The sequence below is a fragment of the Allobosea sp. P4_E12 genome, assembly GCF_056401655.1.
This window is the reverse complement of the sequence record NZ_JBFUIY010000004.1, coordinates 107,496-125,371: the sequence shown is the minus strand read 5'-3', so window position 1 is coordinate 125,371 and position 17,876 is coordinate 107,496. Positions and strand designations below refer to the sequence as shown.

Here is a 17,876-nt window from a genome sequence, read left to right as displayed (position 1 = left end):
TCCACCAAGCCATCCAAGGCCGGCGCGACCGGCCATTTCTCAAGGGAACAGCCCAATGAAGCTCTCGACTTATCTGATGTTCAACGGCAATTGCGAAGAAGCGTTCACGACCTACCAGAAGGTGCTTGGCGGCAAGATCACCGCGATGATGAGCCATGAAGGCACGCCGGCGGAGAACGACGTCTCGCCGGAATGGCGCAAGAAGATCATCCATGCCTGCCTGGAGCTCGACGGCCAGATGCTGATGGCGTCCGATGCGCCGCCGGACCGCAGCAGCGGCCCGATGCGCAGCGTCTATGTCAACGTCATGGTTAAGGAGGTCGCCGAGGCCGAGCGCATCTTCAAGGGGCTCTCGGAGGGCGGCCAGATCCAGATGCCGATCGGGGAGACCTTCTGGTCCAAGAGCTTCGGCATGCTGACCGACCGCTTCGGCACGCATTGGATGGTCAATGCCGAGTTCAAGAACGGATGAGCGCTGGCTTCTCCGAAAAGGCCCTCGCCGACACGGCCGCCGCGATGCGCGGCCATGTCACGCGCGGTGCCGTCGCCGGGATCGTCACGCTGATCGCCCGGGCGGACGACGTGCATGTCGAGACCTTCGGCCTGGCCGATTTCGACAGTGCTGCGCCGATGCGTCGCGATGCGATCGTCCGCATCGCCTCGATGACCAAGCCGATGCTGGCGGTGGTGGCTCTGTCGCTCGTCGAGGATGGAGCGATCGGGCTCGATGACGCCGTCGAGCCTTGGTTGCCGGAGCTGGCGGACCGCCGGGTCCTGCGCAGCATCGCTGGCCCGCTCGACGACACCGTGCCGGCCCGCCGATCAATCACGTTGCGCGATCTGCTGACGCTCAGGCTCGGCATCGGCGCGATCATGGCGCCGCCGGGCCGTTACCCGATCCAGCAGGCAATGGCCGATGCCGGCGTCGCGCCCGGTCCAATGAGCCCCGAGATGTCGCCCGACGCCTGGATGAAACGGCTCGGCTCCCTGCCGTTGATCCACCAACCCGGGGACGTCTGGATGTATCATACCGGCTTCGACGTGCTCTCGGTGCTCTTGGCCAGGGTTTCCGGCAAGCCGCTTGATGATCTCATGCAGGAACGTCTGTTTCGACCGCTGGGCATGGTCGATACCGGCTTCAGCGTGCCGGCGGGCCAGGCCGGACGACTGGCCAGCGCCTATCGTCTCGATTCGGACGCGGGCCGGCTCGTCCTGTTCGATCGCGGCGCCGGAAGCGCGTTTGCCCGCGCGCCCGCCTTTCCCTGCGAGCTTGTCTCGACGGCCGACGATGTCCTGAGATTTGCGCGCGTGCTCCTGGCGCGCGGGCAATACGGCGGGCAGGGCATCCTCTCGCCAGGGATGGTCGAGCAGATGACGCAAGATCAGATCACGCCGGAGCAGAAGGCGGTTTCACCGTTCTTCCCGGGCTTCTGGGAGAGCACGGGCTGGGGCTTCGGTCTTGGGATCGCGACGCAGCCCGATCCGATCTCGGCGGTTCCCGGGCGCTATGGCTGGGAAGGCGGGTTCGGCACCAGTCTCAATATCGACCCGCATCGGAACCTCGTCACGGTCTTCCTGAGCCAGAGACTGATGCAGGGTCCGGAAGACGCCGCCCTCGGCCAGGAATTCCAGGTCCTGGCCTATCGGGCGGTCGCCGGCTGAGGGGCGTCAGCTGAAGATGCTGTAGGCCAGCAGGCCCGCGATCAGCCACAATGCCCAGTTGCCCCAGCGGTTGCGCCGGGCTTCGGCCCGGCCAATCTCCTGGATGCTGCGTTCGTCCAGGACAAAGCCCTGGCGCGAGGCGTCCTCGAGTTGGCCCAGCACACGCTCGGCCCGAGCGGCCGTTTCAGGAAGGCTGGCGAGCGTCGAGAGCATGGACTGGGCGCCTCGGCTGACTTCCTCGATCTTGCCGAGAGGGCCGAGATTGCGGGTGATCCACTCGCGCACCACCGGCTCGGCCGTCTTCCACATATCGAGCTGCGGATCGAGCGAGCGCGCTACACCTTCGACCACGACCATGGTCTTCTGCAGCATGACGAGTTCGGTCCGGGTCGCCATATCGAACAGCCCGGTGATCTCGAAGAGAAGGGTCAGAACCTTCGCCATCGAGATCTCGTCGGCACGCCGGTCATGGATCGGCTCGCCGACGGCCCGGATCGCCTGGGCGAAGTCAGCGACATCGTGATGGGCCGGAACATAGCCGGCCTCGAAATGGACCCGGGCCACGCGGGCGTAGTCGCGCGTGATGAAGCCGAGCAGGATTTCGGCGAGGAACCGCCGTTCCTTGAGGCCGAGCCGGCCCATGATGCCGCCATCGACTGCAACCAGCCGGCCCTGCGCATCGACGAACAGGTTCCCCGGATGCATATCGGCATGGAAGAAGCCGTCGCGGATCGCGTGCTTCAGGAAGGACTGGATGACGGTGCGGCCGAGCGCCACGAGGTCATGGTCGGCAGTACGCAGCGCTTCGACATCGGAGAGGCGAATGCCGTCGATCCATTCGTCGACGAGCACCTCGCGCGCCGTCAGCTGCCAGTCCGGCTTCGGGACGCGGAAATCGGCATCGTCCCTGGTGTTCTCGGCGAATTCCGAGAGCGCTGCAGCCTCGAGGCGAAGGTCCATTTCCATGGTGACGGAGCGCGCCAGCGTCTCGACCACGCCGGAGAAGCGCAGGCGGCGCGCCTCGTGCGAGCGGCTCTCGGCGAGTTCGGCGCCGAAGCGCATCGCCGCCAGGTCGCGGTTGAAACGGTCACGGATGCCGGGCCGAAGCACCTTGACCGCGACCTCCGAGCCATCCTTCAGCCGTGCGCGATGGACCTGGGCGATCGAGGCGGCCGCGACGGGCTCGCCGAATTCGGAGAACAGCGCCTCGACCGGCTCGCCATGCGCGGCTTCGATCGCGGCGCGGGCCTGCTCCATCGGGAACGGCGCCATCCTGTCCTGAAGCGCCGACAGGTCTTCGGCGATCTTCATCCCGACCACATCTGGCCGCGTCGCCAGAAACTGGCCGAACTTGACATAGGACGGACCAAGCCGGGTCATCGCAGCGGCAAGGCGCGTGGCCGAGGAGCCGGCGCCCCGGCGTTCGATCAGCCGGCCGACCCTGATCAGCGCACGTGCCGCGGGCGGCAGAACCGACGGATCCACCAGCGCGAGCGCGCCTTCGCGAGCCAGAACGAAACCAACCCGCGCCATGCGGGTGAAATGGGCGATTGAGGAGATCATGCTGGAAGGCGGGCCGTCACAGCTTCCAGCCGGAATGCAGTGCCACGACCCCACCGGTCATGGGCGTGAAGCGCGCCCGCCGGAAGCCGGCTGCTGCGATCATGTCGGCGAAAACCTGTGGTTTCGGGAATTTGCGGATCGATTCGACCAGATAGCGATAGGGCTCCGCATCTCCCGTCACGAGCCTGCCCATCGGTGGGATCAGGTTGAAGGAATAGGTCTCGTAGATCTTGTCGAGCACCGGCACGTCGACATGGCTGAATTCGAGGCAAAGGAAGCGCCCGCCGCGCTTCAGGACGCGATGCGCCTCCGTCAGCGCCTTGTCGATGCGTGGCACGTTGCGAATGCCGAAGGCGATCGTATAGGCGTCGAAACTGTTGTCCGGCAGGCTGAGCTCCTCGGCATTGCCCTGGACGAAGCGGATGCGGCCATCGCCTGGAAAGCGCTTCTGCGCGCGTTCGCGCCCGACGCTCAGCATCTCGCCATTGATGTCGAGCACCGTCACATCGGTTGCCGGGCCGCCGGCTTCCAGGACCTGGAAGGCGACATCGCCTGTGCCGCCGGCCACGTCGAGATGGTGGAAAGCCCGGTCGCGCGGCGGCTTCAGCGTCGAGATAAGGGCATCCTTCCAGAGCCGGTGCAGGCCCGCCGACATCAGGTCGTTCATCAGGTCGTAGCGGCCGGCGACCTTGTGGAAGACGTCGTCGACCTTGGCCTGTTTCTCGGCGAGCGGCACGGTCTCGAAGCCGAAATGGGTGGTATCGGAGGCTGCTGTCACGGCTTGGCCCGGAGCTTGTGTTCTGGTGAGGCGGTAACTAGAGCCGGATGAATAGCGAAACGAGCGAGCCTTGTCGCGGCCCGTCTCGACGCATGCTGAAGAGCGAAGTGCAATGCCCGAGCTTCCCGAGGTCGAAACCGTCCGCCGTGGGCTGGAGCCCGCCATGCTCGGCCAGGTGCTGGCCCGGGTCGAGCAGCGCCGGCCTGATCTGCGCTTTCCATTGCCTGAGCATTTCGTCGAGCGCCTGACCGGGCGGCGGGTCGAGGGCCTGTCGCGCCGCGCCAAGTACCTGATCGCCGATCTCGATGATGGCGAGGCGCTGATCATGCATCTCGGCATGAGCGGCCGCTTCGTGGTCGAGGCGCCGGGCACGCCACCCACCGAACCTGGCGCCTATTACAACGAGATCGGCCGGCACCTGCAGCACGATCATGTCGTCTTCCATCTCGGATCGGGAGCGCGCGTCACCTATAACGATGTCCGTCGCTTCGGCTTCATGGATCTCCTGCCGCGGGCCGAGCTGGAGAGCTCGAAGCATTTCGCGGGAATGGGAATCGAACCTCTCGGCAACGAGCTCTCCGGCGAAGTCCTGGCAAAGCTCTTTGCCGGCAAGCTCGCGCCGCTGAAGGCGGCGCTGCTCGACCAGCGGCTCGTGGCAGGCCTTGGGAATATCTATGTCTGCGAGGCGCTGTTCCGGGCGGGGCTTCATCCGGAAGCGGCGGCCGGTACGATCACGACGCCAACCGGTCGGCCCCGCGAGGCAGCCCATGCGCTCGCACAGATTATTCGCGAGGTTCTCGAGGAGGCGGTGGCCGCTGGCGGCTCGACCTTGCGCGATTTCGCCCATGCCGACGGCTCGCTCGGTTATTTCCAGCACCGCTTCAAGGTCTATGACCGCGAGGGCGACCAATGTGTCACGCCCGGCTGCGGCGGCCTGGTGAAGCGGCTCGTCCAGTCCGGCCGCTCGACTTTCTATTGCGAGCGCTGCCAACCGAAGCGCTGAGCCAACGTCATATCGCGCGGAGCGGTGTCGGCGGCACGGCTTCCGCAGGGTTCGAAAGCCGCCTTTGCGCGGCCGCGCATGGACCGCGCCCGCGGGCCCCGTTAATGCTGCACGCGAAGCATCATCCGGGAGGCCGCCATGGCTTATGAGACCATTCTCGTCGAGGTGAAGGGCAAGGTGGGCGTCATCACGCTGAACCGCCCGCAGGCGCTGAATGCGCTCAACGGCCAGCTGATTGGCGAGGTCAACACGGCGATCGATGGTTTCGAGAAGGATGCCGGCATCGGCTGCATCGTCATCACCGGCTCGGAGAAGGCCTTTGCCGCCGGCGCGGACATCAAGGAAATGCAGTCCCGCACCTTCCCCGAGACCTATCTCGACGACAAGTTCGAGCCGTGGGACCGCATTGGCCAGCGCCGCAAGCCGATCATCGCGGCGGTCGCGGGCTTTGCGCTCGGCGGCGGCTGCGAACTCGCCATGATGTGCGATTTCATCATCGCCGCGGACAATGCCCGCTTCGGCCAGCCGGAGATCAATCTCGGGGTCATTCCCGGCGCCGGCGGCACGCAGCGCCTGACCAAGGCGATCGGCAAGGCCAAGGCCATGGATCTCTGCCTCACCGGCCGCATGATGGACGTGAACGAGGCGGAGCGCTCCGGCCTCGTCGCCCGTATCGTTCCGCTGGCCGACCTGATGACGGAAGCGCTGAAGGCGGCCGAGGCGATCGCGGCGAAGTCGCTGCCCTCGGTGATGATGGTCAAGGAATCCGTCAACCGGGCCTTCGAGGTCACCCTGAACGAGGGGCTGCGCTTCGAGCGGCGCGTGTTCTCCTCGCTCTTCGCCACGCAGGATCAGAAGGAAGGGATGGCCGCCTTCTCCGAGAAGCGGCCGCCGGATTTCAAGAACCGCTGAACCCAGTCATGAGCGGGGCGAATGCCGGGGCCGACGATCTTTGATTTGCGGCTCAGCCCCGCTTGCTGACACGATGGGGGTTCTCTTCGAAGCTTAGGGATACCAGATGAACGCTGCCGCTCCTTCCGCCACGGGCGGGCTCGTCCTGCCGACCTATGAGGATGTCGTGACGGCGGCGGGTCGCCTCCAAGGCATCGCACACCGGACGCCGGCACTGACCTCGCGCACGGCCAATGCCCGCACCGAGGCCTCGCTGGTCTTCAAGGCCGAGAACCTGCAGCGCATGGGCGCCTTCAAGTTCCGTGGCGCCTTCAACGCGATCTCGGCGCTGAGCGCCGAACAGAAGCGTGCTGGTGTCGTCACCTTCTCCTCGGGCAATCACGCTCAGGCGATCGCCCTGTCGGGCAAATTGCTCGGCGTGCCGACCGTCATCCTGATGCCGCAGGATGCGCCTGCCGCGAAGGTTGCGGCGACCCGTGGCTATGGCGCCGAGGTCGTGCTCTTCGACCGTTACAGCCAGGACCGCGATGCGCTCGGCCGCGAGCTGGCCGAGACCCGCGGCCTCTCCCTGATTCCGCCCTATGACCATCCCGATGTCATTGCCGGCCAGGGCACCGCCGCCAAGGAGCTGATCGAGGAGGCTGGCCCGCTCGATATCCTGCTGGTCCCCCTCGGCGGCGGCGGTTTGATTTCCGGCGCGGCTCTCGCGGCCAAGGCGCTCAACCCCGGCATCCGCGTCTTCGGCGTCGAACCGGAGGCCGGCAATGACGGCCAGCAATCCCTGCGCAGCGGCAAGATCGTCAAGATCGACGTGCCCAAGACCATTGCCGACGGCGCCCAGACCGCCTTCCTCGGTCAATACACCTTCCCGATCATCCAGAACCTCGTCGAGGATATCGTCACGGTGCCGGATGCGGCGCTGATCGAGACGATGCGCTTCTTCGCCGAGCGCATGAAGCTCGTGGTCGAGCCCACCGGTTGCCTTGCGGCTGCAGCGGCCTTCACCGGGGCGGTTCCGGTCACGGGCAAGCGTGTCGGCGTCATCATCAGCGGCGGCAATGTCGATCTTGCTGCCTTCGCACGCTTCGTAGGGCCTTCGGCATGAGCAGGATCGAGACCATCGCCTCGCCCGAGGTGCCGGCCCCGGCGGGGCATTATGCGCATGCCGTGGCCTATAAGGACCTCGTCTTCGTCTCCGGCCAGCTCGCTCCCCGCCCTGACGGCAGCCATAGCTCGGCCGAGCCCTTCGCCGTCCAGGCGCATCAGGCGCTGGCCAACATGCTCGCGATCCTCACGGCGGCTGGCTGTGCGCCGTCCGATGTCGTCAAGGTTACGGCCTATCTGGTCGGGGTGGGCAACTGGCCCGAGTTCAACCGGATCTACGCTGAGGCCTTCGGCGATCACCGCCCTGCGCGCTCGGTCGTGCCGGTGCCCGAGCTGCATCATGGCTACCTGATCGAGATCGAGGCTGTGGCGGTCCGAAGGGGCTGATCTGGCGCTCCTGGCGTGATACGGCCATTCCGGCGTTGACGCGGCCCGCACAAGATACTATAGGCCAGCGTCTCGCGACGGCTAGCGCAAGCAACCGCCGCCGCACATGCATTTCAATCAAGGTAGCGGCCCGAACCCGCCAGGCAAATCCGCCGGGTGTTCGGTCGCAATGAAGACGAGGACGATCGATGGCCAATACGACGTCGGCCAAGAAGGCCACGCGCAAGATCGCGCGGCGCACCGAGGTGAACAAGGCGCGCCGCAGCCGTATGCGCACCTTCCTGCGCAAGGTCGAGGAGGCAATTGCCTCGGGCGACAAGGGTGCCGCTGCGGAGGCGCTCAAGGCCGCTCAGCCGGAGATCATGCGCGCCGCTCAGAAGGGCGTCGTTCACAAGAACACCGCTTCGCGCAGGGTCTCGCGCCTGGCGCATCGGATCAGCGCTCTCGCTTCCTGAGCGGCGTTCTGCAGAGCAGTTTCGGACTAAGAAAAGCCCGGCCGTCAGGTCGGGCTTTTTGTTTGCTGTGTTAACCGACCGTTAGGCAAGCCTGACTGCCGCAGACGAGAAAAATCTCATCTGCGGGGCCGATTCAGTAATCTTTCCGCTGCGTTATGGGGTTGACTTCGGTTGTGGTTTCAGGGCGCCAAAAGGTGCTTTTTTCGCCTTTTGGCCGCGCAAATAAATCCCATATTTTTCATGACGTTAGCGGGCAAAGGAATCTGTTGTCGGGAATCGCCGGAGCTTCTACCTGCGTCTCCGTCGCTTCCCGAAAAAAAGATTCGCGCTCCGCGCGCAGCCTCCGCCGTAAAAAAAACGTTAAGTTCCCCAACCTATTGGGCCTGCCTTGCCCATAGGTCATGAGGGCTCTGAAAGGGCTTGAGTCTCCGAAGCCGGCTGACTGGGATATTGCCCCCGTTCGAGGCGCCCCTGTAAGGTCCCTTCATCGCCGGGCGGACAGCAATGACCTCCGGTGGTTTCCAAAGATTAACGGCGTTTTTGGCTCACGCCCCAGAGGGGAGAGGATGCGGCTCTTTGTCTGTTTGAGTTGAGATGAAGTAGCGGCTCCGTCCTTCGGCGAGCCTTCTAAGCGTAATCAGAAATGGATCGAGAGCCTGTCACCCGCCGGCGCATGCCGTCGAGTGGGCGTCATTCTCTTTGTCCAAACAACAGCTCCGGCAGGCGGTCCACCAAGAGCCGCCGCCGATAGCGCATCTCTTGATATTGAAATGGGGCACGAAATGTTCGAGCGGCAAGCCATGGACGAGATTACCGATGCGAAGGCTGTGCCGGCGTCTGTGATCGCGACCACGACTGCGAGCATCCAGGGGGAGGGAGCAGCGCTTTCCCTGACTGAAGCCTGGGACCGCGTGCGCCGCCGCCTGCGTGCCGAACTCGGCGAGGATGTTTTCTCCAGCTGGTTTGCGCGTGTCGAGATCGGCGGCCTCGTCGATGGCGTGGCCTATCTCACCGTGCCGACCCGTTTCCTGAAGAGCTGGCTGGAGGCGCATTATGCCGAGCGCCTGCGGGCGCATTGCCTGGCCGAGTTGCCTGCTGCCAATGGCATCCTGCTTTCGGTGCGCCAGGCTGCCCGGGATGCCATTCCGGCCGCGGTCCGCGAGGCTGCCATGGCTGCCCCGCGTGCGGCGGCACCCGAGCCCGTCATGGCCCTTCGCTCGGCGGAGGCCGGATCCCTGCCCTGTGAGCAGGAGCTTGTTGACGCCTGCGGCACCATGCTCGACCGGCGCCTCAACTTCCAGAGCTTCATCGTCGGCAAGTCGAACCAGCTGGCCTTTGCAGCGGCCGAGCGAATTGCCGCGGCCCCGGCCGGATCGACCCCCTATAATCCGCTCTACCTTCATGCTGGGGTCGGGCTCGGCAAGACGCATCTCCTGCAGGCGATTGCTCAGGATGCGCGCAATCATGGCAAACGCGTGGCCTATTTCACGGCCGATCGCTTCATGTACGGTTTCGTCGCGGCCCTGAAGTCGCAGACGGCGCTCGCCTTCAAGGAAAAGCTGCGCGGCATCGACCTGCTGATCGTCGACGACGTACAGTTCATCCAGGGGCGCTCGATCCAGCAGGAGTTCGGCCACACGATCAACGCCTTGATCGATGCCGGCAAGCAGATCGTGGTCGCGGCCGATCGGCTTGCCAATGATCTCGAAGCGCTCGACGAGCGCATCCGTTCGCGGCTGGCCGGCGGGCTTGTCGTCGAGGTCGGCGAGCTTGACGAGGCGCTGCGCGTGAAGATTCTCGGAAGCCGGCTCGAGTCGCTGCAGGCGGCGCATTCGAGCTTCCACGTCAATTCCGACGTGATCGCCTATGTTGCCCGCGTCATCACCGCCAATGGCCGCGATCTCGACGGCGCCGCCAATCGGCTGCTGGCCCATGCCACCTTGTCCGGCAATGCGGTGACGCTGGAAACGGCCGAGGCGGCGATCCGTGACCTGGTCCGGACCCGCGAGCCGCGCCGCGTCAAGATCGAGGACATCCAGAAGCTGGTCGCCACCCGCTACAATGTCAGCCGGGCCGACATCCTCTCCGAGCGCCGCACCGCGGCAGTCGTGAAGCCGCGCCAGATCGCCATGTATCTGTCCAAGGCGCTGACTCCGCGCTCGCTGCCGGAGATCGGCCGCCGCTTCGGTGGCCGCGATCACACCACCGTGCTGCACGCCGTGCGCAAGATCGAAAAGGCGATCGCCGAAGATCGCCTGCTGCATGACGAGGTCGATCTCCTGAAGCGGATGCTGCAGGAGTGAGCTGCCTGCCGCGCTATGCCCTGAAGGCGAGCGCGGCTTTGGCTGTGGCCGGTTGTGAGAGCGCCCTTGCGCCACCGGCGCGCGTCCTGCAATGTCGCGGGCCATTCCGTCGCCCGCGCAGCCGCTGCTCGGGCGCTAGCACGCCAGAAGACAGACGATGAAGGTCACGGTCGAACGTTCTACGCTGTTGAAGTCGCTGGGTCATGTCCACCGCGTGGTGGAACGCCGCAACACGATCCCGATCCTGTCGAACCTTTTGCTGAGCGCGGACGGTGCCGGCCTCAAACTGAAGGCGACCGATCTCGATATCGAGGTCGTCGAGACGGTGCCTGCCGATGTCCCGGAGCCGGGCGCGACGACCGTGCCGGCACATACGCTCTACGATATCGTGCGCAAGCTGCCCGACGGCGCCCAGGTCTCGCTCGAGACGACGGGTGAAGCGGGGCTGACGCTCCGCTCCGGCCGCTCGCGTTTCATGCTGCAAACCCTGCCCGAGGGCGATTTCCCCGACATCACCGCGGGCGAGATGGCGCATCGCTTCACGCTCGCCGCGGGTGAGCTCAAGCGCCTGATCGACAAGACCCAGTTCGCGATCTCCACCGAGGAGACGCGCTACTATTTGAACGGCATCTATCTCCACACCATCGAAGTCGAAGGCCGCAGCCTGCTGCGCGCCGTTGCGACGGACGGGCACAGGCTTGCCCGCGTGGATACCGCGGCTCCGAGCGGGGCTGCCGGCATGCCGGGCGTGATCGTGCCGCGCAAGGCCGTGGCGGAGATCCAGAAGCTGCTGGAGGATGGCGACACCGAGGTCTCGGTCGAGCTCTCCGCCACCAAGATCCGTATCGCGACGCAGGCGGTGGTGCTGACCTCGAAGCTGATCGACGGCACCTTCCCGGATTACCAGCGGGTGATCCCAAGCGGAAACGACAAGCGCCTGACCGTCGACAAGGGCGATTTCGCTGCCTCGGTCGATCGTGTCTCGACGATCTCCTCCGAGCGCGGTCGCGCGGTGAAGCTGTCCATCGCCGATGGCCGCCTGACCCTGTCGGTCACCAATCCCGATTCCGGATCGGCGACCGAGGAGGTCGAGGTCGATTATGATGCGAGCCCGCTCGATATCGGCTTCAACGCCCGCTACCTGATGGATATCGCCGCCCAGCTCGATGGCGACACGGCCCTCCTCAAGCTTGCCGATCCCGGTTCGCCGACCGTGATCCAGGATCGCGAAGGTGCGTCTGCGCTCTATGTGCTGATGCCGATGCGGGTTTAGGCCGCGCTCGCATCTTGACCACGGTCGCGCGCCTGATCCTTCAGGATTTCCGCTCCTATGAGGCCCTCGATCTCGCGATCGGGGGCCAAATCGTTGCGCTTGTCGGTGAGAATGGCGCCGGCAAGACCAATCTGCTCGAAGCCGTGTCTCTGTTCGCGCCGGGCCGGGGGCTGCGCCGCGCCGATCTCTCCGACATGGCGCGCCAGGCGGGCCCGGGCTCCTTCGCCGTATCGATTGCGCTCGCGGAGGATGGGCCGCGCCTCGGCATCGGGCTTGGCAGCGAAAGCGACGGGCGGCGTGCAAGGCTTGCCCGCATCGACGGGGTCCAGGTCGGCTCGGCGCTGGCTTTCAGCGACTATCTCCGCGTGGTCTGGCTGACCCCGGATCTCGACGGCTTGTTCCGTGGCTCGGCCGGCGACCGCCGCCGCTTCCTCGACCGGCTCGTGCTTGCGGTCGATCCAGGCCATGCGACACGCTCGAACGCGCTAGAACGGGCTTTGCGCTCGCGCAACCGGATCCTCGAGGACACTCCGCAAGAGTCGTCCTGGCTTGAAGCGATCGAGCGGGAGATCGCCGAACTCGGCGTGGCCGTGGCTGCCGCGAGGGCCGAGACGGTTGGCCGACTGGCGATGATCATCGCGGCCAATGGCGACGACGCATCTCCCTTCCCCCGTGCCGCGCTCGGCCTTGAAGGCGAGATCGACCGGCTTGTGGCGGGGCTGCCGGCACTCGATGCCGAGGATCGCTATCGCGACATCCTGAGGCAGGGGCGCCAGCGCGACCGCGCGGCCGGGCGCACCCTTGTCGGCCCGCAGGCGTCGGACCTCCTCGTTCGCCATGCCGCCAAGGATATCCCGGCCGAGCAGGGCTCGACCGGCGAGCAGAAGGCCCTGCTGATCGGGCTCGTGCTTGCGCATGCGAGGCTGGTCCGGAGCATGAGCGGGCTTCCGCCACTGGTCTTGCTCGACGAAGTCGCCGCCCATCTCGATCCGCGTCGGCGCGCGGCGCTCTACGCCGAACTCGGCGAGCTGGGCTCGCAGGTCTGGATGACGGGTGCCGATCCGGCGTTGTTCACCGATCTGCCGGCAGGGGCGCAGTGTTTCACCGTGACATCCGGGCAGGTCGAGGCCATCGGCTGACGTGCTTGAGCTGGGCTGATCGGTCAGATCACGCGTCGCAATGAGACGCCTCGGGTGCATTCTGCTAGGGTTGCCGCTGCTCTGAAGAGGCTGCTCCCATGGAACTTACAGGCCTTCTGGTATTTGCCGGCGTCTATTTTCTGGCGGTCGCTTCGCCTGGTCCTGCGGTCGCTGCCCTGGTTGCGCGCTCGCTCGGCACCGGCTTTCGCCGCTCGCTTCCCTTTGCGGCGGGAATCGTCGCAGGCGATCTGATCTGGTTCTCCTGCACGGCGCTTGGCCTTGCGGTGCTGATGCAGGGCTTCCATGGACTCTTCGTCGCGATCAAATATGTCGGCTGTGCCTATTTGCTCTATCTCGCCTGGAAACTCTGGACCGCCCCGGCCGAGGCGCCGCGTCAGCCGCCGAGTGCCCGCGGGGAGGGCTTGCGGCTGTTCTTCGGCGGCATCGCGCTGACGCTCGGCAATCCCAAGGTCATGGTGTTCTTCCTGTCGATCCTGCCTCTTGTCGTCGATCTCGGCCGGATGACGATGCTCGCCTTCGTCGAGGTTGCGTTGCTGCTGACCCTGATCATAGGCTCGACGATGCTCGCCTATGCCTATGCCGCGGATCGGGCTCGGCGGCTGGTGGCGAGCCCGACGGCGATGCGTCGGATCAATCGCCTGACTGGCGGCGTCATGGCCGGTGCGGCGGCTGCTATCGCCGCTAGGGGCTGAAAACCAGTTCCAGCGCCCCCAGGATGGTCGCGGCTTGGGGCTGGCCATTGCCGCCAGCCTCGGGCAAACCCTTCGGCATGCCGCAATCTCGCGAATCACAGGCGCGCGCGACGCTGAAATCCGTCTTCGGCTATGACGATTTCCGCCCGGGACAATGGGAGGTCATCGCGGCCGCGCTGGCGGGAAACGACGTCTTCGCGGTGATGCCGACCGGCTCCGGCAAGTCGATGTGCTATCAGCTGCCCGCACTGGTCACGGGCGGGCTGACGCTCGTGGTCTCGCCGCTGATTGCGCTGATGCGGGATCAGGTCGGGCAGTTGACGCGGGCCGGTGTCGCGGCGGCTTCGCTCAACTCGATGAACAGCGAGAGCGAGGCGGCGGACGCCTGGGCGAAGCTCAACGCCGGCGACCTGCGTCTGCTCTTCGTCTCGCCGGAGCGATTGGCGGGGGAGGGACTGGTCGCTCGGCTGCGCAGGCTCGGCGTTGCCCGGCTTGCCATCGACGAGGCGCATTGCGTCTCGCAATGGGGGCATGATTTCCGCCCGGAGTACCGCCTGCTTGCCAAGGTTCGCGAGGCGCTCGGCGGCGTCCCGGTCACGGCACTGACGGCCACTGCGGATCGGCAGACGCGCGATGACATCGCCCAGCAGCTGTTCCCGAAGCCGCCTGTCACCGTCATTCATTCCTTCGATCGGCCGAATCTGAAGCTCGCCTTCGCCCCGAAGGACCAGCCGCGGCGCCAGATCGCCGATTTCCTGAAGCGACATCGCGGCGGCAGCGGCATCGTCTATTGTTCGTCGCGAGGCCGGACCGAGCGCCTCGCCGAAGGCCTGCGCGAGCAGGGCTACAAGGCCTTTGCCTATCATGCCGGCATGGAGCAGCAGGAGCGCAACCGCAACCAGGACCTCTTCCTGCAGGAGGATGGTGTGGTGATCTGCGCCACCATCGCCTTCGGCATGGGCATCAACAAGCCCGATGTCCGCTTCGTCGTCCATGCCGACATGCCGGGCTCGATCGAGGGCTATTATCAGGAGATCGGCCGCGCCGGCCGCGACGGACTGCCGGCCGATACGCTCACCCTCTACGGCGTCGAGGACATGGCGCTGCGCCGCCGCCAGATCGACGAGAAAGCGATCGACGACGAGCGCCGGCGCATCGAGCATAGGCGTCTCAGCGCGATGACCGACCTGTGCGAGTCGGCGCTCTGCCGGCGCTCTTCCCTGCTTGCCTATTTCGGCGAGGAGACGCCGCCTTGCCGGCATCGGGAAGCACAATTCCGCTGCGATCTCTGTGCTGGAGAGGCGACGCTCCAGGATGCCACGCTGGATGCCCGAAAGCTGCTCTCGGCAGTGGCGCGCTCGGGACAGCGCTTTGGCGCCGGGCATCTCGCCGATATCCTGACCGGCACGATGAGCGAAGCGGTCCGCCGCCAGAACCATGACGGGCTGAAGACCTTCGGCGTCGGCAACGACAAGCCCAAGGCCGCCTGGGCAGCCCTGACCCGCAAGCTCTTCGCCGCCGGCGCGCTCGCGGAAGCCAGCACCGAACATGGCGGTTTCCGCCTGACGGAGAAGGGCGAAGACATCTTGTTCGGACGCGAGCCGATCGCGCTCAGGGCCGATGCCCTCCCCGTACGGCGCGGTCGCCCTGCCGAGCGTGGCGCGCGGGCCGATGGGCTCGATGAAGGCACCGCTGCCCTGTTCGAGCATTTGCGCCAGCTCCGGCTGACGATTGCCCGCGAGGAAGGCGTGGCGGCCTATATCATCTTCACCGACCGCACGCTGATTGCCATGGCGCGCGAGCGGCCGCTCGGGCTCGATCAGATGCGCGGGATCGAGGGCGTCGGCGAGCGCAAGCTCGCCCAGTATGGCGAGGTCTTCGCCGATGCGATCGCTGGCTTTCGGGGATAGCGGGGCAGTCTCGTCACGATGCGCCGGGGCTGCCCCTGCGCGCACGTACGCGTACGCGCGTGAAAAAGCCACCGTTCCCGCCTATATTCATGATACGAATCAAGACGATCGCGGGCATAGCCTCGCCCGCTGAAGGACCCCGACATGAGTGATGCTGCCCGCGACCTTGAAGACGCTGCCTATGGCGCSGAKTCCATCAAGGTYCTCAARGGCCTGGATGCGGTGCGCAAGCGCCCCGGCATGTAYATCGGCGACACCGATGACGGCTCKGGCCTGCACCACATGGTCTAYGAGGTGGTCGACAACGCCATCGACGAGGCGCTGGCAGGGCACGCCGATCTCGTCACTGTCACGCTGAACGCCGATGGCTCGGTCACGGTCACCGATAACGGGCGCGGCATCCCGACCGATATCCACAGCGAGGAGGGCATTTCCGCCGCCGAGGTCATCATGACCCAGCTCCATGCCGGCGGAAAGTTCGACCAGAATTCCTACAAGGTTTCGGGTGGCCTGCACGGCGTCGGTGTCTCCGTCGTCAACGCGCTCTCGGTCTCGCTCAAGCTGCGCATCTGGCGTGGCGGTAAAGAGCATTTCATGGAGTTCCATCATGGCGACGCCGTCGCGCCGCTCGCCATTGTCGGCCCGGCCGGCGACAAGCGCGGCACCGAAGTCACCTTCCTGCCCTCGACCCAGACCTTCACGATGGTCGAGTTCGACTACAAGACGCTCGAGCATCGCCTGCGCGAACTCGCCTTCCTGAATTCGGGCGTTCGCATCGTCCTCACCGACGCACGCCATGCCGAGGTCGTCCGGGAGGAGCTGAGATATGAGGGCGGCGTGGAGGCCTTCGTGCGCTATCTCGACCGCGCCAAGACCCCCGTCGTCGACAAGCCGGTGGTGCTCGGCGCCGAAAAGGATGGCATCACCGTCGATGTCGCCCTGTGGTGGAACGACAGCTACCACGAGAACGTGCTCTGCTTCACCAACAACATCCCGCAGCGGGATGGCGGCACGCATTTAGCCGGCTTTCGTGCTGCGCTGACTCGCCAGATCACCGGCTATGCCGAGACCTCCGGCATGATGAAGAAGGAAAAGGTCTCGCTCACCGGTGACGATTGCCGCGAAGGACTGACGGCCATCGTTTCGGTGAAGGTGCCGGACCCGAAATTCTCCTCGCAGACCAAGGACAAGCTGGTTTCCTCCGAGGTGCGTCCCGTCGTCGAGAACATCGTCAATCAGGCGCTTTCGACCTGGCTCGAGGAGCACCCGAATGAAGCCAAGACCATCGTCGGCAAGGTGGCGGAAGCTGCCGCGGCGCGCGAAGCGGCCCGCAAGGCACGCGATCTGACCCGGCGCAAGGGCGCGCTCGATATCGCCTCGCTGCCCGGCAAGCTCGCGGATTGCCAGGAGCGCGACCCCGCCAAATCAGAACTCTTCATCGTCGAGGGTGACTCGGCCGGTGGCTCCGCCAAGCAGGGCCGTGCCCGTGAATACCAGGCAGTGCTGCCGCTGCGCGGCAAGATCCTCAATGTCGAACGCGCGCGCGTCGACAAGATGCTCTCCTCCGAGCAGGTCGGTACGCTGATCATCGCGCTCGGAGCCGGCATCCGCGAGGAATTCAACATCGAGAAGCTGCGCTACCACAAGATCATCATCATGACCGACGCGGACGTGGACGGCGCCCATATCCGCACCCTGCTGCTGACCTTCTTCTTCCGGCAGATGCCGGAGGTGATCGAGCGCGGGCATCTCTTCATCGCCCAGCCGCCGCTCTACAAGGCGGCGCGCGGCAAGTCGCAGACCTATCTCAAGGATGAGCGCGCGCTTGAGGAATACCTCGTCGACTCGACCTTGGACGGTGCTGTTTTCCGGACAGGAGACGGCATCGAGCGCGCCGGTCCCGACCTGCGCAGTCTGATCGACGAGGCGCGCGGCGTACGCAACACGCTGTCGCAGCTTCATTCGCGTTATGACCGGCGCATCGTCGAGCAGATGGCGATCGCGGGCGCGCTACATCCGCTGACCAACGAGAGCGAGGCGCAGGCCAGCGAAGCCGCGGCCTATGTCGCGCGGCGGTTGGACGCGATCTCCGATGATCTCGAGCGCGGCTGGGAAGGCCGGGTGGAGGACGGCAGCTTCACCTTCTCGCGCCTCGTGCGCGGCGTGAAGCAGGTCGCGGTACTTGATGCCGGCCTGCTTGCGAGCGCCGAAGCGCGCAAGCTCGCTGCGGCAGCCGTCTCGCTGCAGGAAGCCTATGCCACGCCGGGCGTGCTCAGCCGCAAGGGCGATGATCACATCGTCAATGGCCCGAGCGATCTCTTCGACGCGGTCAGCGCCATCGGCAAGAAGGGCGTCTCGCTCCAGCGCTACAAAGGCCTCGGCGAAATGAACCCCGAGCAGCTCTGGGAGACGACACTCGATCGCGACGTGCGCTCGCTGCTCAGGGTCAAGAACGACCAGAATGACGAGGCTGACGATCTCTTCGTCAAGCTGATGGGCGACGTCGTCGAACCCCGTCGCGACTTCATCCAAAGCAACGCACTGAACGCGACCGTCGATACGTGACGGCGCGGCCCTGGCGGTCCGTGACCCGGACCGATCGTGCCGCCCTGCTCCACGGACGCCTCCCTCGAGTGGTGTGCCAACACCACCACTCAAGCACGCGGGTGCCGTC

At 65.7% G+C, this 17,876-nt stretch carries 15 protein-coding genes; 13 read left to right on the top strand and 2 right to left on the bottom strand.

Annotation, left to right across the window (positions count from 1 at the left end):
* Nucleotides 1-55 precede the first annotated feature (55 nt).
* Together AC1DW9_RS06175 and AC1DW9_RS06170 are read left to right on the top strand one after the other, a co-directional pair.
* On the top strand, nucleotides 56-472 hold the full coding sequence (locus AC1DW9_RS06175; protein WP_441504986.1) for a VOC family protein: 417 nt from the start codon (nucleotides 56-58) through the stop codon (nucleotides 470-472).
* Nucleotides 469-1,662: a serine hydrolase domain-containing protein gene (locus AC1DW9_RS06170; RefSeq protein ID WP_441504985.1), complete on the top strand. Its 1,194-nt coding sequence runs from the start codon at nucleotides 469-471 to the stop codon at nucleotides 1,660-1,662. The genes AC1DW9_RS06175 and AC1DW9_RS06170 overlap by 4 nt, the downstream gene beginning before the upstream one ends.
* A gap of 6 nt (nucleotides 1,663-1,668) precedes the next feature.
* Here AC1DW9_RS06170 and ubiB read toward each other — a convergent pair whose 3' ends face one another.
* Both ubiB and ubiE read right to left on the bottom strand, forming a co-directional pair.
* Nucleotides 1,669-3,225, bottom strand: a complete 1,557-nt coding sequence (gene ubiB / locus AC1DW9_RS06165; RefSeq protein WP_476775081.1) for a 2-polyprenylphenol 6-hydroxylase — start codon at nucleotides 3,223-3,225, stop codon at nucleotides 1,669-1,671.
* A 16-nt stretch (nucleotides 3,226-3,241) separates the two neighbouring features.
* Nucleotides 3,242-4,003 carry a bifunctional demethylmenaquinone methyltransferase/2-methoxy-6-polyprenyl-1,4-benzoquinol methylase UbiE gene (ubiE, locus tag AC1DW9_RS06160; protein WP_441504984.1) on the bottom strand — a complete coding sequence of 254 codons (762 nt, stop codon included), beginning with the start codon at nucleotides 4,001-4,003 and terminating at the stop codon, nucleotides 3,242-3,244.
* Between the two features lie 112 nt (nucleotides 4,004-4,115).
* Here ubiE and mutM point away from each other — a divergent pair, with 112 nt between their 5' ends.
* From mutM to gyrB, 11 genes are all read left to right on the top strand, one after another.
* Nucleotides 4,116-5,006 (top strand): bifunctional DNA-formamidopyrimidine glycosylase/DNA-(apurinic or apyrimidinic site) lyase, encoded by an 891-nt coding sequence (gene mutM / locus AC1DW9_RS06155; RefSeq protein ID WP_441504983.1) that lies wholly within the window; start codon nucleotides 4,116-4,118, stop codon nucleotides 5,004-5,006.
* Between the two features lie 138 nt (nucleotides 5,007-5,144).
* Nucleotides 5,145-5,918: an enoyl-CoA hydratase gene (locus tag AC1DW9_RS06150; RefSeq protein ID WP_069878406.1), complete on the top strand. Its 774-nt coding sequence runs from the start codon at nucleotides 5,145-5,147 to the stop codon at nucleotides 5,916-5,918.
* Between the two features lie 106 nt (nucleotides 5,919-6,024).
* Nucleotides 6,025-7,023: a threo-3-hydroxy-L-aspartate ammonia-lyase gene (locus AC1DW9_RS06145; RefSeq protein WP_441504982.1), complete on the top strand. Its 999-nt coding sequence runs from the start codon at nucleotides 6,025-6,027 to the stop codon at nucleotides 7,021-7,023.
* Nucleotides 7,020-7,409: a RidA family protein gene (locus AC1DW9_RS06140; protein WP_441504981.1), complete on the top strand. Its 390-nt coding sequence runs from the start codon at nucleotides 7,020-7,022 to the stop codon at nucleotides 7,407-7,409. The genes AC1DW9_RS06145 and AC1DW9_RS06140 overlap by 4 nt, the downstream gene beginning before the upstream one ends.
* A gap of 188 nt (nucleotides 7,410-7,597) precedes the next feature.
* Nucleotides 7,598-7,864 (top strand): 30S ribosomal protein S20, encoded by a 267-nt coding sequence (rpsT, locus tag AC1DW9_RS06135; protein ID WP_069878404.1) that lies wholly within the window; start codon nucleotides 7,598-7,600, stop codon nucleotides 7,862-7,864.
* An 800-nt stretch (nucleotides 7,865-8,664) separates the two neighbouring features.
* Nucleotides 8,665-10,167: a chromosomal replication initiator protein DnaA gene (gene dnaA, locus AC1DW9_RS06130; RefSeq protein ID WP_441504980.1), complete on the top strand. Its 1,503-nt coding sequence runs from the start codon at nucleotides 8,665-8,667 to the stop codon at nucleotides 10,165-10,167.
* Between the two features lie 157 nt (nucleotides 10,168-10,324).
* Nucleotides 10,325-11,440: a DNA polymerase III subunit beta gene (gene dnaN / locus AC1DW9_RS06125; RefSeq protein WP_069878403.1), complete on the top strand. Its 1,116-nt coding sequence runs from the start codon at nucleotides 10,325-10,327 to the stop codon at nucleotides 11,438-11,440.
* A 14-nt stretch (nucleotides 11,441-11,454) separates the two neighbouring features.
* Nucleotides 11,455-12,579: a DNA replication/repair protein RecF gene (gene recF, locus AC1DW9_RS06120; protein ID WP_441504979.1), complete on the top strand. Its 1,125-nt coding sequence runs from the start codon at nucleotides 11,455-11,457 to the stop codon at nucleotides 12,577-12,579.
* Between the two features lie 98 nt (nucleotides 12,580-12,677).
* A complete protein-coding gene (locus AC1DW9_RS06115) occupies nucleotides 12,678-13,292 on the top strand; it encodes a LysE family translocator (protein WP_441504978.1) in 615 nt (204 codons plus the stop codon).
* A 77-nt stretch (nucleotides 13,293-13,369) separates the two neighbouring features.
* Nucleotides 13,370-15,202: a DNA helicase RecQ gene (recQ, locus tag AC1DW9_RS06110; protein ID WP_441504977.1), complete on the top strand. Its 1,833-nt coding sequence runs from the start codon at nucleotides 13,370-13,372 to the stop codon at nucleotides 15,200-15,202.
* A gap of 144 nt (nucleotides 15,203-15,346) precedes the next feature.
* Nucleotides 15,347-17,767 (top strand): DNA topoisomerase (ATP-hydrolyzing) subunit B, encoded by a 2,421-nt coding sequence (gyrB, locus tag AC1DW9_RS06105; protein WP_476855054.1) that lies wholly within the window; start codon nucleotides 15,347-15,349, stop codon nucleotides 17,765-17,767.
* Nucleotides 17,768-17,876 lie beyond the last annotated feature (109 nt).

Excerpts from the sequence above, each read along its gene's own strand:
- recQ (WP_441504977.1), top strand. The coding sequence starts at position 13,370 with ATGCCGCAATCTCGCGAATCACAGGCGCGCGCGACGCTGAAATCCGTC.
- AC1DW9_RS06140 (WP_441504981.1), top strand. The coding sequence starts at position 7,020 with ATGAGCAGGATCGAGACCATCGCCTCGCCCGAGGTGCCGGCCCCGGCG.
- AC1DW9_RS06175 (WP_441504986.1), top strand. The coding sequence starts at position 56 with ATGAAGCTCTCGACTTATCTGATGTTCAACGGCAATTGCGAAGAAGCG.
- dnaA (WP_441504980.1), top strand. The coding sequence starts at position 8,665 with ATGGACGAGATTACCGATGCGAAGGCTGTGCCGGCGTCTGTGATCGCG.
- mutM (WP_441504983.1), top strand. The coding sequence starts at position 4,116 with ATGCCCGAGCTTCCCGAGGTCGAAACCGTCCGCCGTGGGCTGGAGCCC.
- AC1DW9_RS06150 (WP_069878406.1), top strand. The coding sequence starts at position 5,145 with ATGGCTTATGAGACCATTCTCGTCGAGGTGAAGGGCAAGGTGGGCGTC.
- AC1DW9_RS06145 (WP_441504982.1), top strand. The coding sequence starts at position 6,025 with ATGAACGCTGCCGCTCCTTCCGCCACGGGCGGGCTCGTCCTGCCGACC.
- rpsT (WP_069878404.1), top strand. The coding sequence starts at position 7,598 with ATGGCCAATACGACGTCGGCCAAGAAGGCCACGCGCAAGATCGCGCGG.
- ubiB (WP_476775081.1), bottom strand. The coding sequence starts at position 3,225 with ATGATCTCCTCAATCGCCCATTTCACCCGCATGGCGCGGGTTGGTTTC.
- AC1DW9_RS06115 (WP_441504978.1), top strand. The coding sequence starts at position 12,678 with ATGGAACTTACAGGCCTTCTGGTATTTGCCGGCGTCTATTTTCTGGCG.
- dnaN (WP_069878403.1), top strand. The coding sequence starts at position 10,325 with ATGAAGGTCACGGTCGAACGTTCTACGCTGTTGAAGTCGCTGGGTCAT.
- AC1DW9_RS06170 (WP_441504985.1), top strand. The coding sequence starts at position 469 with ATGAGCGCTGGCTTCTCCGAAAAGGCCCTCGCCGACACGGCCGCCGCG.